The sequence below is a fragment of the Sporolactobacillus sp. BBK16-2 genome (assembly GCF_059878335.1).
Map to the genome: position 1 here is coordinate 740,441 of NZ_CM187611.1, position 16,103 is coordinate 756,543.

General features: G+C 44.8%; 13 protein-coding genes. 11 read left to right on the forward strand and 2 right to left on the reverse strand.

Going from position 1 to position 16,103, the window contains the following annotated elements; all coding sequences use genetic code 11:
- Positions 1-30: 30 nt before the first annotated feature.
- The 5 genes from AC6F33_RS03720 to AC6F33_RS03740 all read left to right on the forward strand — a co-directional run bounded on the left by AC6F33_RS03720 (position 31) and on the right by AC6F33_RS03740 (position 5,740).
- Positions 31-1,230: a saccharopine dehydrogenase family protein gene (locus tag AC6F33_RS03720; protein ID WP_480947781.1), complete on the forward strand. Its 1,200-nt coding sequence runs from the start codon at positions 31-33 to the stop codon at positions 1,228-1,230.
- An 11-nt stretch (positions 1,231-1,241) separates the two neighbouring features.
- Positions 1,242-2,378 (forward strand): carboxynorspermidine decarboxylase, encoded by a 1,137-nt coding sequence (nspC, locus tag AC6F33_RS03725; RefSeq protein ID WP_500777754.1) that lies wholly within the window; start codon positions 1,242-1,244, stop codon positions 2,376-2,378.
- A gap of 430 nt (positions 2,379-2,808) precedes the next feature.
- The gene (locus AC6F33_RS03730) at positions 2,809-3,960 is read left to right on the forward strand and encodes a M20 family metallopeptidase (protein WP_255748498.1); all 1,152 of its coding nucleotides are present in this window, start codon (positions 2,809-2,811) and stop codon (positions 3,958-3,960) included.
- Between the two features lie 75 nt (positions 3,961-4,035).
- Complete coding sequence (gene rarD / locus AC6F33_RS03735; RefSeq protein WP_255748499.1) at positions 4,036-4,959, forward strand: EamA family transporter RarD; 924 nt, start codon at positions 4,036-4,038, stop codon at positions 4,957-4,959.
- Positions 4,960-5,080: 121 nt separating this feature from the next.
- Entirely contained in the window at positions 5,081-5,740 is a 660-nt protein-coding gene (locus AC6F33_RS03740) for a helix-turn-helix transcriptional regulator (protein WP_255748517.1), read from the forward strand.
- A gap of 537 nt (positions 5,741-6,277) precedes the next feature.
- On the opposite strand, the gene AC6F33_RS03745 is transcribed toward AC6F33_RS03740, so the two are convergent.
- Positions 6,278-7,435, reverse strand: coding sequence for an amidohydrolase (locus AC6F33_RS03745; protein WP_480947780.1), 1,158 nt, complete (start codon positions 7,433-7,435; stop codon positions 6,278-6,280).
- Between the two features lie 78 nt (positions 7,436-7,513).
- Complete coding sequence (locus tag AC6F33_RS03750) at positions 7,514-8,752, reverse strand: M20/M25/M40 family metallo-hydrolase (protein ID WP_480947779.1); 1,239 nt, start codon at positions 8,750-8,752, stop codon at positions 7,514-7,516.
- Between the two features lie 402 nt (positions 8,753-9,154).
- Here AC6F33_RS03750 and AC6F33_RS03755 point away from each other — a divergent pair, with 402 nt between their 5' ends.
- The 6 genes from AC6F33_RS03755 to AC6F33_RS03780 are packed head-to-tail and all read left to right on the forward strand — an operon-like array spanning position 9,155 to position 15,991.
- On the forward strand, positions 9,155-10,375 hold the full coding sequence (locus AC6F33_RS03755) for a M20 family metallopeptidase (RefSeq protein WP_500777755.1): 1,221 nt from the start codon (positions 9,155-9,157) through the stop codon (positions 10,373-10,375).
- Between the two features lie 18 nt (positions 10,376-10,393).
- Positions 10,394-11,416, forward strand: coding sequence for an ABC transporter ATP-binding protein (locus tag AC6F33_RS03760; RefSeq protein ID WP_255748503.1), 1,023 nt, complete (start codon positions 10,394-10,396; stop codon positions 11,414-11,416).
- Between the two features lies 1 nt (position 11,417).
- Positions 11,418-12,413, forward strand: coding sequence for an ABC transporter ATP-binding protein (locus AC6F33_RS03765; RefSeq protein ID WP_255748504.1), 996 nt, complete (start codon positions 11,418-11,420; stop codon positions 12,411-12,413).
- A 14-nt stretch (positions 12,414-12,427) separates the two neighbouring features.
- Positions 12,428-13,378: an ABC transporter permease gene (locus AC6F33_RS03770; RefSeq protein WP_255748505.1), complete on the forward strand. Its 951-nt coding sequence runs from the start codon at positions 12,428-12,430 to the stop codon at positions 13,376-13,378.
- Between the two features lie 15 nt (positions 13,379-13,393).
- Positions 13,394-14,326, forward strand: coding sequence for an oligopeptide ABC transporter permease (gene opp4C, locus AC6F33_RS03775; RefSeq protein WP_255748506.1), 933 nt, complete (start codon positions 13,394-13,396; stop codon positions 14,324-14,326).
- 30 nt (positions 14,327-14,356) lie between these two features.
- Positions 14,357-15,991 carry an ABC transporter substrate-binding protein gene (locus tag AC6F33_RS03780; RefSeq protein ID WP_480947777.1) on the forward strand — a complete coding sequence of 545 codons (1,635 nt, stop codon included), beginning with the start codon at positions 14,357-14,359 and terminating at the stop codon, positions 15,989-15,991.
- Positions 15,992-16,103: the final 112 nt, after the last annotated feature.

Sequence of the window (16,103 nt, forward strand, 5' to 3'; positions counted from 1 at the left end):
CAGAGATAAATTTTTAAGGAGGCGTTTAGTTTGGGTAAAGCATTAATTATCGGCGCAGGCGGCGTTGCTGGCGTTGTGGTACATAAATGTTGTCAGAATTCTGAGGTGTTTGAAGAAATTTGCATCGCGAGCCGAACGGTCTCGAAATGTGACGCGCTTAAGGCGAAGCTTGACGGTGGGAAGACAAAAATCACGACGGCGCAAGTAGACGCAAACAATGTTTCGGAACTGATTGCACTCATTGAGAAGGTGAAGCCGGACATCGTAATCAACGTTGCCCTTCCTTATCAGGATTTAACGATTATGGATGCCTGCCTTGCGACCAAAGTGGATTATGTGGATACGGCTAATTATGAACCGGAGGATACGGCAAAGTTTGAATATAAATGGCAATGGGCATACCGCGATCGCTTTAAAGAAGCGGGAATCACTGCGCTGCTCGGGAGCGGTTTTGATCCGGGTGTGACGAGTGTATTCTCAGCTTATGCACAAAAGCATTATTTTGATGAAATTCATTCAATTGACATTCTTGACGCAAATGCCGGTGATCATGGCTATCCTTTTGCGACGAACTTCAATCCTGAAATCAACATTCGTGAAGTGACGGCGAACGGCAGCTATTTTGAGAATGGAAAATTTATCGAAACCGAACCGATGTCGATCAAGAGTGTCTATGACTTCCCGCAGATCGGAGAAAAGGACATTTACCTGCTACATCATGAAGAGATGGAATCACTCGCCCTCAACATCAAGGGCATTAAGAAGATTCGTTTTTGGATGACCTTTGGTCAAAGCTATCTGACCCATCTTAAGGTTTTGGAAAATGTCGGCATGACCTCGATCGAACCGATCGAATTTGAAGGAAAACAAATCGTTCCGCTGCAATTCCTGAAAGCCGTTCTACCGGATCCGGCGTCACTAGGACCGAGGACAAAGGGCAAGACGAATATCGGATGTATCTTCCAAGGCGTCAAAGACGGCAAGCCGCGCACTTACTATGTTTACAATGTCTGCGACCACCAGGAATGCTACAAAGAAGTCGGCTCACAGGCGATCTCTTACACAACCGGTGTTCCGGCAATGATCGGAGCCTCTATGGTCATGACGGGTAAATGGAAGCGTCCGGGCGTGTTCAATATTGAAGAATTCGATCCGGATCCATTCATGGATGCCCTAAATAAATTCGGGTTGCCTTGGCATGAGAGCTTCGCGCCGGCACTGATTGATTGAGGAGTCTGTGAATGACTATTGATTTCTCGGCGGCTCCGTCGCCAAGTTATGTTGTTGATGAACGCCTGCTTGTGAAGAACTTAGAGCTTTTAAAGCAGCTTCAGGACCGCACCGGCTGCAAGGTTTTACTCGCCCAGAAGGCATTCTCGATGTATGCCTTTTATCCGCTCATCGGTCGCTATCTTAGCGGTGTAGCCTCCAGCTCGTTATACGAGGCAAGACTTGGACGCGAGGAAATGGATAAGGAAGTCCATATCTACTCACCGGCTTATGACGAAAAGGATTTTGCCGATATTCTTAAGGTCAGTGACCATATTGTTTTTAATTCGTTCAGCCAATGGGCACGATTCAAGGACCAAGTAAAAGCATCGCCGCGCCGGATTCAATGCGGGATGCGTGTCAATCCGGAGTATTCGGAAGTTGAGACTGGACTATACGATCCCTGTGCTCCATTTTCGCGCATGGGCGTTACGGAAGCAAACTTTGAACCTGACGCTTTGGATGGTCTTGACGGGCTGCATTTTCATACTTTGTGCGAGCAAAATTCGGACGCGCTCGAACATACACTTGAAGCAGTGGAGCGCAAATTCGGCAAATACCTTAAGAGAATGAAATGGATCAATTTCGGCGGAGGACATCATATTACACGCGCCGACTATGACATGGATCGTCTTGCTCGATGTATTACATCGATTCAAGAAAAATACGCTATTGATGTTTATCTTGAACCGGGAGAAGCAGTTGCCTTGAATACAGGCTTCCTTGTTTCCACCGTACTCGATGTTTTCGAAAATGGCATGCCGATTGCGATTCTGGATACATCGGCGACCTGCCATATGCCCGATGTGCTGGAGATGCCTTATCGTCCTGAAATTATTGATGCCGGAAAACCGGGGGAGCGAGCGCATACGTATCGACTCGGCGGGCCAACCTGTCTCGCAGGCGACGTGATCGGCGATTATTCTTTTGACCATCCGCTTCAGGTCGGTGATCGTCTCGTATTCTGTGATATGGCGATCTATTCCATGGTTAAAAACAATACGTTTAACGGGATTGCACTGCCTGCCATTGCTTCGTACAATGATACAGAAGGCATTCATGTGGTTAAGCAGTTCAATTACGAAAATTTTAAAACAAGACTTTCATAATAGATGATATTCGATTCACGCAGAGGCTCTTGAAAAACCAACGGTTATTCAAGAGCCTCTGCCTTTATCTATGGTTTCTGTTAGAAAATATTGCAAGGGAGTGCAGAAATCGACAGAATTTTGCTATACTTAGCGTTAAGGGTTAGACTTCCGTAAAGTTGCACCTTCAGACAAAGACAACAGAGCCATTACTGCGAGTCGTAAAAAATCGCTCCTAAAGGGGGAACGAAACAACTGAGAAACACATTGTACCATAATTGTTCTGAACATTGGCACGATTGGAGGGCAGCCGCCCATGGTTCTCGTTTGTCAGAGTGCCATACGTCAAGCTGCTTGCCAAATGCCGATTATATTTGTGGAATTGAGAGATCGGTAAACGCATTTTTAATAAAATAGACAGACTTTCGTCCTAAGAAAAGAGGTATAATCAATGGATAATGAGAGCGCAATTGAGCTGCTCAAGAACTTATTAAAAATCAACACGACGAACCCTCCGGGAAATGAGGCTGAGGCTGTTGCCCTGATTCGGCCTTTATTTGAAGCGGCGGGTATTGATACTGAAGTTGTTGCATACAGCGGAAAGCGTCACCAGTTAATTGCGACATTAGAAGGTGCAGAACCAGGAAAAACGTTGGCCTTTACCGGGCATATGGATGTTGTACCGGTAGGAGAAATTCCATGGGATTATTCTCCGTTCGGTGCTGAAGAGGCAGATGGAAAGATTTATGGACGCGGTGCTTCAGATATGAAGAGCGGCCTTGCGGCAATGATTGCAGCGATGATTCAATTGAAGGAGGAGGGTGCGTCAATAAAAGGAACACTTAAATTCATTGCGACTGTCGGTGAAGAAACCTCCTCGATCGGAGCGGAGCAGCTGGTTAAAGGCGGTTACGCAGATGATCTTGATGCAGTGCTGATCGGCGAACCGACCGATAATGAGCTCTCAATCGCGGAAAAGGGAGCATTGTGGGTTCGATTGACTACATTTGGCAAAACTGGACACGGATCAACGCCGAGCTGCGGAATTAACGCTAACGAGCACATGATTGCGATCCTCTCAAAATTTCAATCTGAATTTCAATTCGACTATGAAGCAGACGATCTGCTCAGTGAGCCGACCTCCAGCATAGATGTTATGCACGGCGGAAATGGAACGAACGTCATTCCGGACAAATGCACCGTGGAAATCGATATGCGGACACTGCCTTCACAAAATCATAAAGAAATCATCGCTGCAATAGAGTCTTTAATTAATACAGTTAAAAATGATATTCCTGAATTAAATGCGACAATCGACATTCTCAATGATATGCATCCGGTCAAAACACCGAAGGATGATGACTTTGTGCAACGGCTTGTGAAAGTCATTGAGGAAGTACGTGGGAAAAAAGTTGAGCCGTATGGTTTTTCCGGATATACCGATGGTGCATTCTTCTCTCAAGTCGAAAAAACCTTTCCGATCACCGTTGTCGGACCAGGCTATCCTCCGGTCGCGCATCAGCCGAATGAGTATGTTGAGCGTGAACCATATTTTGATTCAATTAAGATCTATAAGAAAATTGCTCTTGATTTCCTTAACTGACAGGGATTGTCTAAAGATGAATAAAGGGATCCGTTCCAGATCTTTTACCGCTGGCGATTTGACGGTGCGCCGAGGATGAATTCACGAGATGACATGCGTTCAGGAGTTATTTATACATTCTTTGCCTTCTCGATTTGGGGTTTCCTCACGCTCTATTGGAAATGGCTGGGGTCTGTTCCATCAAGTGAGGTACTTGCTCACCGCATCATTTGGGCATTTGTTTTTATGGTAGTTATGATCCTGATTCGCAAGAAATTTAACGATTTGATCGTTCAAAGCAAATGGCTGCTGAAGCAGCCGAAGCAGCTGATCATTGTCATCGCAAGCTCGTTATCAATCAGTGCTAATTGGATCATTTATATCTGGGCTGTTGCCAATGAACATGTAATTGAAGCAAGTCTCGGTCTCTACATTATCCCACTGGTCAGCATGCTGATGGGCATTCTCTTTTTAAGTGAAAGACCGGGGAATAAAGGGATCTTTTCTATTTTTCTCGCAGCTGCTGGTGTCCTTGTGATGGCATTCAGCTATGGGCATGTACCTTGGCTGGCATTGTCGCTTGCCGCGACTTCCGGTGTCTATAGTCTCAGCAAGAAATTCGTTCTCTTTGAAGCATACGTCGGCATGACCATCGAAACGCTGGTGGTTGTTCCGTTTGCATTGATCTTTCTCATCGTTCGTGGCATTCAAATACCACAATCCATAAGCGTCTTTTCTCAACCAACAGGACTGTTGCTCATTGGCGCCGGTGTGCTTACTGCGCTTCCACTGATTTGGTTTGCCGAAGGTGCGAAACGTATTCCATTAACAATGATTGGCTTTTTCCAATACATGACACCATCGGCTGCTTTCCTTATTGGCCTTTTTGTTTTTCACGAACCGATGGATCGGATTCAGATCGTATCCTTTATTTTCATATGGCTGTCCATTGCGGTCTATGCATGGAACGAAATGGCTAAAGGATCGAATAGACGTGTGGATCGATCTTCCACTATATAGCGGCGCAGCTGCTCATTCGTTGACAAGCATGAATGTATATTGGACAATAAATATACCTTTATTTTTTTATTATGATAATTGTTTCTTCTTATATTTGATGAACAAGTAGGGCGGTGGTTTTATCAACGCGGAATTAGAAAGGTATAAAGATTTGGTCGATTTTCTGGGAGAAGTGCTTGGAGATGATACTGAAATTATTCTTCATGATGTGACGGATCTCGAGAATTCGATTGTAGCGATTAGTGAAACCAATTTAAGTGGACGCGAAATAGGTTCTCCGGTTACCAATTTGATTCTTAAAATGCTTAAAGAAGGCAGATCGCAAAACAAATCGTTCATCACAAATTATGAAGGCGTAGCCAAAGACGGCACGATTTTGCGTTCGTCGACTTTCTTTATTCGTAATGAAAAAGATGAGATCATCGGCATGCTCTGTATTAACGTTGATTATAAAAAAATGGAACGAGTTATAGACTATCTAAGTAAGTTTATCGGTGTCCGCAAACCGGAAGAAAAGAAGAGCTTGCCGACTGTTGAACATTTAAGCCCGTCCATTGAAGATCTTGCCAAGGCAAGTATTAAAGAAATTGTCGGCGGCGTGAATATACCGCCGGAGCGAATGTCTCAAGAAGAACGCTTGGAAATCATTGAGAAACTGAATGAAAACGGAATCTTCCTGCTAAAGGGGATTGTCAGCATTGTTGCTGAGGAACTCTGCACTTCGGAAGCATCGATCTACCGCTATCTGAGCAAGGTTAAAAAAGTGCACGGCAGTGTGTGAAAAAATAGTGAAAGAACCGGTCCTGAATAAACTGCCCCATAAATTGGACAACAAGATCCAAATTTTGGGGATCAGATCAGGATACCGGTTCTTTTTGTTCTTGGAAGAAAAAAGAAGTGAAGATTTTAATGGATTTTCTGAACAGTAGTCGGAAGATGCTCAAGAACCCGTAAGATGTGCGGATGTCTGGACTTGTAACGAATCGAGAAAAAGTCGTAACGAAATCATGAAAAGTTGAAACGAATGAAGTTCGGTAACGAGATAATAATAGGTGCGGTTCGCTTTCACTTTTATAGGTTTGGCTTTAAACTCTGGGGTTTCGCTTTAATTTTTAATGGATTAGCTCTAAGCTTTCCGCCATTAGTTTTCACTTTTCTCGGGTCCGCATTAGCTTGCAATGTTGCTGCCGTTCATGTCGCTTTCATATACCTCGCAGTTCGTCTTTCTTGCCCACTACTTCATTTCTTTATCGTATAAAAAATGCCTGAAAGACCGGTTTCCGATCTTTCAGGCATTTTCTGTTTGAACCAGATGAGATTATAAATCTGTGACCTTCTTTAACATATCAACCGCTAAATTTGCGAAGAATTTGGCACTTGGGAGAATTGCTGTTTCATCGATAATCAAGTCGGGATGATGCAATCCGGAATTTCCGGAGACACCCATGAAGAAGAAGGCACCGGGAATCTTTTTCATATATTCGGCAAAGTCTTCACCGGCAGACGAAGGAATCGGTGTGATGACATTCAAACCTGATGCTTTAGCGGTATCGACCGCCCAATTCGCCAGTTTCTCGTTATTGATTGTTGCCGGTCCAAGCTTCGTGTAGTGCAAGGTACCTTTTGCACCAAGTCCTGCGGCAACTCCTTCAACAACTCGCTGCATTTTAGCAGGGATCTGGTCGCGTACATGTTCTTGGAACGTGCGCACAGTGCCTTCCATCTGAGACGTTTGCGGAATGACGTTCCAAGTGTTTCCGGCTTCCAGACGTGTGACACTGATTACGGCATTATCCAAAGGCGAAATATTTCGAGCAACAATAGATTGAAGCGCGGTCATGATGTGCGCTGCAACGAGAATAGAATCAATTCCTTTTTCTGGTGCTGCAGCATGAGTTCCAGTCCCTTCAACATCGATGGTGAATTTATCAACAGCGGCCATCAGGGCACCTGGCTTGATACCGATGGTTCCCGTTGGAATATGCGGCATATCGTGCATACCGAAGATGGCTTGTACATCGTCAAGGACACCGGTTTCCAATACTTTTACTGCACCACCGCCATTTTCTTCAGCAGGTTGGAAAATGATTTTAACAGTTCCCTCAAGCTCATCTTTACGTTCATTGAGCAGCAAGGTTGCGCCGAGAATCGATACCGTGTGAAAATCGTGACCGCAGGCGTGCATTTTGCCCGGAACTTTGGAAGCGAAAGGAAGTCCGGTTGTCTCTTGGATGGGTAAGGCGTCGATATCCGTACGCAGACAAATGACCGGACCCGGTTTTTCTCCGCGAATAACTGCGAGTACTCCGGTTTCCAGCGGTAAATCCAGCATTTCCACACCGGCTTCGGACAACCAGCCTTTCAGTGCCTCGGTTGTTTCATATTCTTCAAAGGACAACTCGGGATTTGCATGCAGCTGATGGCGGCATGCAATCAGCTTCTGTTCTAATTCTTTTTCTTCGAGAGTTTTAGTCAATGGTAAGTCCCCTTTATACGGTTTCGTTTATTAGTCCGTTAAAGCCGCAGGATGCGGTTCTAAGCAAAAAATAAGTAGTTAGGGTAATACAGAGGGTGAAGCTTCCGCGATGCCTGAGAATGCGAGTGCGGTCAATAGAACCGTTTGTGCACCGATATAGGCATTTTTTGGATTATAAAATTCTTCCAAAGTATGCATACCGCCGCATTCACCGCCTCCGCCAAGAGTGAGCGCGGGAATGTCTAAATGGATGGCAACATTGGAATCGGTGCTCATCGGCAGCAGTTTCGGTTCAAGGTCAAAATCTTGAATGACAGCCATTGCGGTTTGAACCGCCGGAGCGTCTTTCATTTGAGCTCCGGCCGGGCGGTCTCCGACAAGCCGGATTACTGCTTTAATCAATTCTCCTTTTTTCCAACGCGCATTCTCTTCTTCAACCGCTTGATGGATACAGGCAAGCGCCTTATTCTCCAGCTCCAGCAGCGCTTCCTGCGAAATCGAACGCATGTCCAATCCCATTTCCGCATTCTGTGCAATCGAATTGATCGATGTGCCGCCGCTGACTGTACCCACAGTGAATGTAGTTACCGGATTGTCAGGAACCTGAATCTCACTTATTTTTGCAATAGCTCGTCCGAGTGCGTGAATGGCACTTGGAATGCCGAAGTTTCCGAAGCTGTGTCCGCCCGGTCCTGTAAATGTAATCGAATAACGATGGCTGCCGACTGCAGTCGCCGTGATTCGATCGGGACTGCCGGGCTCAACGGAGATGAAACCGCCAATGTCTCTACGTGTTTTAAAGAGTGCTTTGACGCCGCGCAAGTCTCCCAGACCTTCTTCTCCAACGGTGGCAACAAAAAGGAGTGTACGCTGCGGCTTAATTCCGGATGCACTCAATGCACGAATAAGAGTCAAGAGTACGGCAAGACCACGGCCGTCATCAGAGATGCCTGGAGCGTACACAATGCCATCTTTGATGATGGGTTTAATTTGTGTTCCTTCGGAAAAAACCGTATCAAGATGAGCGGAAACAACGATTTTCTTTGCATCCGAATTACCTTGAATCAATCCCATGACATTTCCTTCATCGTCCGTATGTACATCTGTCAAGCCGAGTGTTTGAAAACGATGAACCATCCAGGCTGCCTTTTTAGATTCTTTGAACGGCGGCGCAGGAATCGATGTCAACTCGATTTGTTCTGTGGTGGTCCTGTCATTGTCCGAAGCGAGATACGTCAATGCATCATTAACGGAGGGAAGTGCCCGCAAGTCGCAAACGATTTTGCTGAAGTTCGGTGATTGATTCTGACCATCCATAACTACTCACCCCTGAAAGAATAATAGAAAAATTAATGAGTCAGAAGATGCCTGACTTTCTTTATTAGAATACACTATTTAAATAATTTATAGTATTTCTTATTGTCAAATCATAAATAATTTATTATTATTGTAATAAATTCTATCATATCTCTCCGAATTAAAGCTCGTTATTCAAAAAAAAGTGAAAAATAATTCATTGTAGTCATAATAATGACTGATGTGTTAGGATTCTTAACGCATATTTGTAAAAACATTTTATCATTTTAATAATTTTTTTGACTAATTGCTTTGCGTCATTTATAATTGCTTTATAGTTTTTGTGAATTCTGAAAATAATTTATAGTTTCATTGTTTTAACTTGTTACTATTCGTAATTAATTCATAGCAGGGGGTCAGAAAATGAACACTTCATGGTCTGACGATTTGGAAAAATCATTCAATTCAATGGTGGAGTGGCGAAGATTTCTTCACCAGCATCCGGAACTCTCATATCACGAGACAGAAACATCGGCGTTTATTTTAGAAAAGCTTAAAAGCTTTGGCATCACCGATATTAAGACTCATGTCGGCGGTTACGGAATTGTTGCAAGAATTCATGGAACAAAACCGGGATTGTCTGTCGCTTTGCGCGCGGATTTCGATGCACTTCCGATCAATGAAGAAACCGATGTTTCTTACAAATCGAAAGTACCGAATGTGATGCATGCATGTGGACATGACGGACACACATCCACTCTGCTTGGGGTTGCGAAAGTTATCCAAGAGCATCGAGATGAACTCGCCGGCGACGTTGTGTTGCTGCACCAGCCAGCTGAAGAATTTCCGCCGGGAGGAGCTCAGGCAATGATTAAAGATGGTTGCCTGGATGATGTGGACTTGGTCTTTGGAACACATCTATGGAGTACGGTACCTTATGGCACGATTGGCTACCGTAAAGGCTATTTCATGGCAGCAGCCGATTATATAAAAATTGAAATTCAAGGCAAGGGTGGACACGGATCCGCACCGCACATTTCAATTGACTCTGTTGCAGTGGCCGCTCAAGTTGTCAATCAGCTGCAAATGATTGTCAGCAGGGAAGTCGATCCGCAAAAAGCAGCAGTCGTAACGATTGGAAAATTCAATGCGGGCGTTGCTCCGAATGTAATCGCAGATACGGCGACACTTGAAGGAACTGTTCGAACTTTTGATCCGGAGGTTCGCGAAAAAATAAAGAAGGAATTAGATTCTATCGTTGAAAATGTTTGTGCTGCGTATCATGCACAAGGTCATGTCGACTATCATGACGGCTACCCGGCGGTTTACAATCACGAAAAAGAGACCGATGTTTTCAAAACGGCAATGGATGAGACATTCGGTGAAGGTACAGCCGTTGAAATCGCTCCGCAAATGGGCGGCGAAGACTTTTCAAGCTTCCTGCTGAAAAAACCGGGTATGTTTTGGTTTTCCGGAGCAGGCAATCCGGAAGTGGGAGCCAGCTATCCGCATCATCATCCGAAATTCAATTTTGATGAACGCGTGATGCTGGTAGCCGGAAAAGCATTCCTGTCGCTGGTTGATAAATATCTATGTGCGAAGGAAACGCCACAATTAACCGACAATGCGGCTGCCGTAAAATAACTGAGGAGGGACAACGTTTTGAGTGAACTCTTAAAGGTAGACAAAATTAAAACCGAATTTCAAACGGAAAAAGGTCCCGTTACTTCCGTTGACGAAGTGAGTTTCGATTTAAATGAAGGAGAAACGATCTGCCTTGTCGGCGAGTCAGGTTGCGGGAAGTCAGTGACCTCACTTTCGATCATGCATCTCCTGGATCGAAACGGCTCAGTAACTGAGGGCTCTATCCTTTTCAACGGCAAGGATATCGCACATGCAACTGAATCAGACATGCGAAAAATCCGCGGGAATGATATTTCCATGATTTTTCAAGAACCGATGACGTCACTCAACCCTGTCCTTACTATCGGCGATCAGCTGACTGAAGGTATCAAGCTGCATATGAAGCTTTCAAAGAGTGAAGCAAAAAAATATGCGGTAGAAATGTTGAAAAAAGTAGGTATTCCAAGAGCTGAAGGAATTATTGATGAGTATCCGCATAAGCTGTCCGGCGGTATGAGGCAGCGTGTCATGATTGCCATGGCGCTCAGCTGCCGCCCGAAGCTGCTGATCGCTGATGAACCAACGACAGCGCTCGATGTGACGATTCAGGCTCAGATTTTGAAACTAATGAAAAATTTGCGTGAAGACTCGAATACCGCAATTATCTTGATTACTCATGACCTAGGTGTTGTAGCTGAGATGGCGGATAAAGTTGCGGTCATGTACGCGGGTCAGGTTGTTGAGGAAACGGATGTTTATACCCTTTTTGACAACCCGAAACATCCGTACACACTGGGATTGATGAAATCCATTCCGCACATCACCAATCCGGACGATATGCGTTTGAACTCCATCCCGGGTTCCGTACCGAGTGTTCATAATATGCCGAAGGGCTGCCGTTTCTATGACCGTTGTCCGCACGCAATGAAGCGCTGCTTGGAAGAAAAGCCTGAACTTAAGCCAATTGAGGACAAGCAGGCTCACAGCATTCGATGCTTCTTATATGAAAAAGAAGAGCAAGAATATGAAACGAAGCATGCAGAAAAGGAAGTGAGTTCATAACATGCCATCCGTTGAAAAAAAAGAGCCGTTGCTCCAAGTCAAGAATTTAAAAAAGTATTATCCAATTAAGAAAGGCGTTATCTCAAGAACAGTCGGCTACGTAAAAGCAGTCGATGATGTAAGCTTCGACATTTATCCGGGCGAAACGATGGGTCTGGTTGGCGAATCCGGATGCGGAAAATCCACGACCGGACGCTCGCTGGTTCGTTTGGAAGACCCGACAGCCGGACAAGTTTTATTTCAGGGCAAGGATTTAGCGAGTATCTCGCATAAGGAAATGCGGAAGCTGAGAACCGATCTGCAAATCATTTTTCAGGATCCATATTCCTCATTAAATCCGAGAAAACGCGTCGGCGACTTGCTTGCTGAACCACTGATCGCCCATAAGTTGGCGACCAAAAGCGAGGCAGACAAAAAGGTGAATGAAATTCTGGAAATTGTCGGTCTCTCGAAACAATATAAAAACCGTTACCCCCATCAATTTTCCGGCGGACAGCGGCAAAGAATCGGGATTGCCCGTGCCTTGATGCTGCATCCGAAGCTGATCATTTGTGATGAACCGGTTTCTGCTCTTGATGTTTCCATCCAAGCTCAGGTATTGAATCTGCTTAAAGATCTTCAAAAAGAGCTCAATCTGACTTATGTGTTTATTGCACACGGACTTGGCGCTGTAAAGTACATAAGCGACCGGATCACTGTCATGTATTTGGGAAAAGTTATGGAGCTTGCGACGACACGAGAAATATTTGAACATCCGAAACATCCTTACACGGAAATCTTGCTTAACGCTTATCCAATTCCGAATCCGCATATGCGCGGTCGGAATCAGATGGTTGTCGAAGGCGATGTTCCGAGTCCGGCGAATCCGCCGAAGGGCTGCGTGTTCCATACGCGCTGTCCGTTCGCAAAAGATATCTGCCGCGAAAAAGTGCCCGCGCTCACAGGAAAAGATCATCTCGTTGCTTGTCATTTTCCGCTTGAGCCAGTAAATGCATGAAAGGAGGACTTTAAGTGTTTCAATACATCATTAGGCGAATTTTAATCGCTATTCCCGTGCTTTTTGGGGTAACCGTACTGAACTTTTTCATTATTAATCTTGCTCCAGGAAATCCCGTGGATATGATGGTCAATCCTTCCGCAACACCGGAGCAGCTTGCTGCCACCAAGCATGCGCTTGGTTTGGATCAGCCGGTTTGGGTGCAATATTGGAATTGGCTTACTCAGTTGTTTCATGGTAATTTGGGCTTTTCCTATTCAACACGTGAACCCGTAACGCAGATTTTGCTTGCTCATGTAGGTCCTACGGTCATGTTGATGGGTGTGTCACTAATTGTCGGCTATCTCATTGCCATTCCACTCGGTATCCTTTGCGCGCGAAAGCAAAATTCTTGGATTGATTATCTTGTTACCGGTTTTTCATTTTTCGGCATTTCAGTTCCTCACTTTTTCTTAGGACTCGGCGTTATTTATGTATTTGCCAGCAAACTGTTGCTGTTCCCAACGGGTAGCATGAATACTCTTGGCGGAGACGGAGGGTTGATGGATACGATTAATCACCTCGTTCTTCCGGTTCTGGTCCTTGCAACAGGAATCGCTGGAAACATGGTGCGCTATGTTCGTTCCAGTATGCTGGACGTCCTCGGCAAAGATTATCTGAGAACAGCGAAGGCTAAGGGACTTTCACAGTTTATAATTACGAATAAGCATGCGCTGAGAAACTCATTGATTCCTATTATTACTGTAATTGGAATTGATATTCCGATGCTGATCGGCGGTGCGATTGTTACCGAGCAGGTCTTCCAATGGCCGGGACTTGGGCTGCTCACGATCCAATCAATTACTTCTCGGGATTACTCGACACTGATGGCGATCAACTTGCTTGCAGCATTAACCGTACTTGTTGCTAACCTGCTGACAGATATTCTGTATGCCGTCGCCGACCCAAGAATCAGGTATGACTAAGGAGGAGCGGAAGAGATGGCTATGAAATTAAACCCGAATAAAAATGTTCCGGAAGCAGACGGCCTTGCGACTTCCGAACAAATGATTGCAAAGCTTGGAGATGAAGAAAGTTATCTGCATATGGTCAGCCGGCGCTTCTTTAAACATCGGCTCGCTTTTATCGGACTGATTGTCTTTCTGTTAATTATCCTTATTGCTGCGCTGGCTCCTGTGATCGCGCCTCATGATCCAAATAAGATTTTTAATGAATTTGAGGCCGCACCATCAGCAACACACATATTAGGTACCGACCCCGTCGGGCGCGACGTGATGAGCCGCTTGATCTATGGCGCTCAAGTATCCATCTCTGTTGGGATTGGAGCTGTGGCCATTTATGTTGCAATTGGTATTGTTTTAGGACTTGTTGCCGGTTATTTCGGCAAATGGATCGACATGATTATTATGCGGCTCACCGATATCTTCATGTCTTTTCCATACTTCATGGTTATTCTTGTCTTGGTTAGTATTATAGGACCTAGCCTTTTCAATATTACCATCGTTATTGGTCTTCTCGGTTGGCCCGCTATTGCCCGCTTGGTCAGGGGCAGTGTGCTCTCTATAAAAGAAATGGACTACGTAAAGGCAGGTGTTGCACTCGGCTATTCAACGCCGAAGATCCTATTCCAGCACATTCTTCCGAATGCGCTGGCGCCAATCCTAGTTAACGCCACATTCGGCGTTGCGTCGGCCATTATCATGGAGGCGTCATTAAGCTTCCTTGGAATGGGCGTTCGTCCGCCGGCGGCGAGCTGGGGAAATATGCTCACACAGGCGGAATCGATTACCGTGCTTTCATCGCAGCCTTGGCTGTGGATTCCGCCGGGCATGATGATTTTACTTGCCGTGCTATCGGTTAACTTTATCGGTGACGGCCTCCGTGATGCAATTGAGTCACAGAACGCAAAATAAGAAACAATAAAAGGGGATGCAAACAACACAATGAACAGACACAAAATCATTTCAAAACGTATCTTAAAATATGTGATCACATCCTTTATGGCTCTGTCCCTCGTTTTTCTCGCAGCTTGCGGTGGCGGTTCAGGATCATCAGGAAGCAGCAAGAAGAAAGATACAATTTATGTTGGAACCGTAAACCCTCCCGGCGGTTTTAATCCGATTAATACCGGAGATATTGGGGGACAATTCGCGATTCGCGTTATGTTCGATGCATTTCTTGATATGACGTCACCATTGAAGTTTCAGCCGAAACTGGCAACGTCGATCGACACGACCGATAACCAGACCTATACAATTAATTTGAATCCTAAAGCGAAATGGACCGATGGCAAACCGGTTACCGCTGATGATGTTATTTTCACGTTCAACTTGATTGCCAACCCGAAATCAGAAGTAGCTGTCGGAACGAATATCTCGACGCTAACAGGCGTTGATGCCAATGGTAAATTGACCGGCGGCGCGACGACGATTCCTAATCTGAAAAAAGTTGACGAACATACGGTTACTTTCAAAACGAAGAAACCGGTTGATCCTAATTACATTAAAGAAATGATCGGTACGAAGATCATTACGATGCCAAAACATGTCTTGAAAGATATCGCTCCGGCAGATTTCTCTAAGAGTAAATTTGTACAGGCACCTAATGTAACGGACGGACCATATAAATTTGTAACCTACAACAAGAACACATACATTCAATATAAAGCGAATAATGACTATTACCTTGGTAAGCCTAAGACACCTAAGTTCTTCATCAAGATTATGCAAGCTTCTAACCTGTTAGCTGAATTGCAAGCAGGAACCATTCAGGCAAACACATCAGGCGGTATCGGAAATCTACCGTTCCAAGATGTTGAAACAGCTCAGAAACTTAAGAATGTAAAAACAGAAATTCATCCGCAAATTGGATTCCAGACCATGCAGTACAACACAAAGACATTGCCAAACGCGAAAGTTCGTCAAGCACTTGCGTATGCAATTGACCGTCAGCAGATCGTTGACAAGCTGCTCAAAGGAAACGGTGAAATTGTCGACGGACCATACACATCACAAAGCCCTTATCTCGACAAGAGCACAAACGTGATTAAATATGATCCTAAGAAAGCAAAACAAATGTTGAAAGATGCTGGATGGGATTTCAACAAGACGTTGAATTTCGTTGTTCCGATCGGAAACAAAGTGCGTGAACAATCCGCCGATATTATTGTTCAGAACTTCAAAGCGATCGGCGTAAAAGTTAAAGAAACAACTTATGATTTCCCAACGATCATGCAAAAAGGTGCGGCAGGCGATTTTGATCTGCTCTTGATCGGATTTACATTCAACCTTGATCCTGATGTTTCCGCACTTTATGGTCCAACAGGTGCATACAACTTCATGAAATATGAAAATAAGGAAGCAACGAAGCTTATTGCCGAAGGCAAGGCTGAACCGGACAGCGCGAAGAGAAAGGTTATTTACAGCAAGCTTCAATCAATCTGGGAAAAGGATATGCCTGTAATTACGCTCTACTCTGACAACGAAGTTGTTGTGAAGAGTAAGGATCTTGCTTACGGCGGTGCTTCTGCTTACTGGCCGGGCACAGTTGCCAATTTCCAAAAATGGGCTTTTAAATAATAAACAAGCTTGAACTTTTGGATCCAGCTCAATTAAATGGTTAAAAATTTAAACAGCTGCTCTTCTGAGTCAGCTGTTTAAATTTTTTATACCGCTTTAGCGACTTAATAAA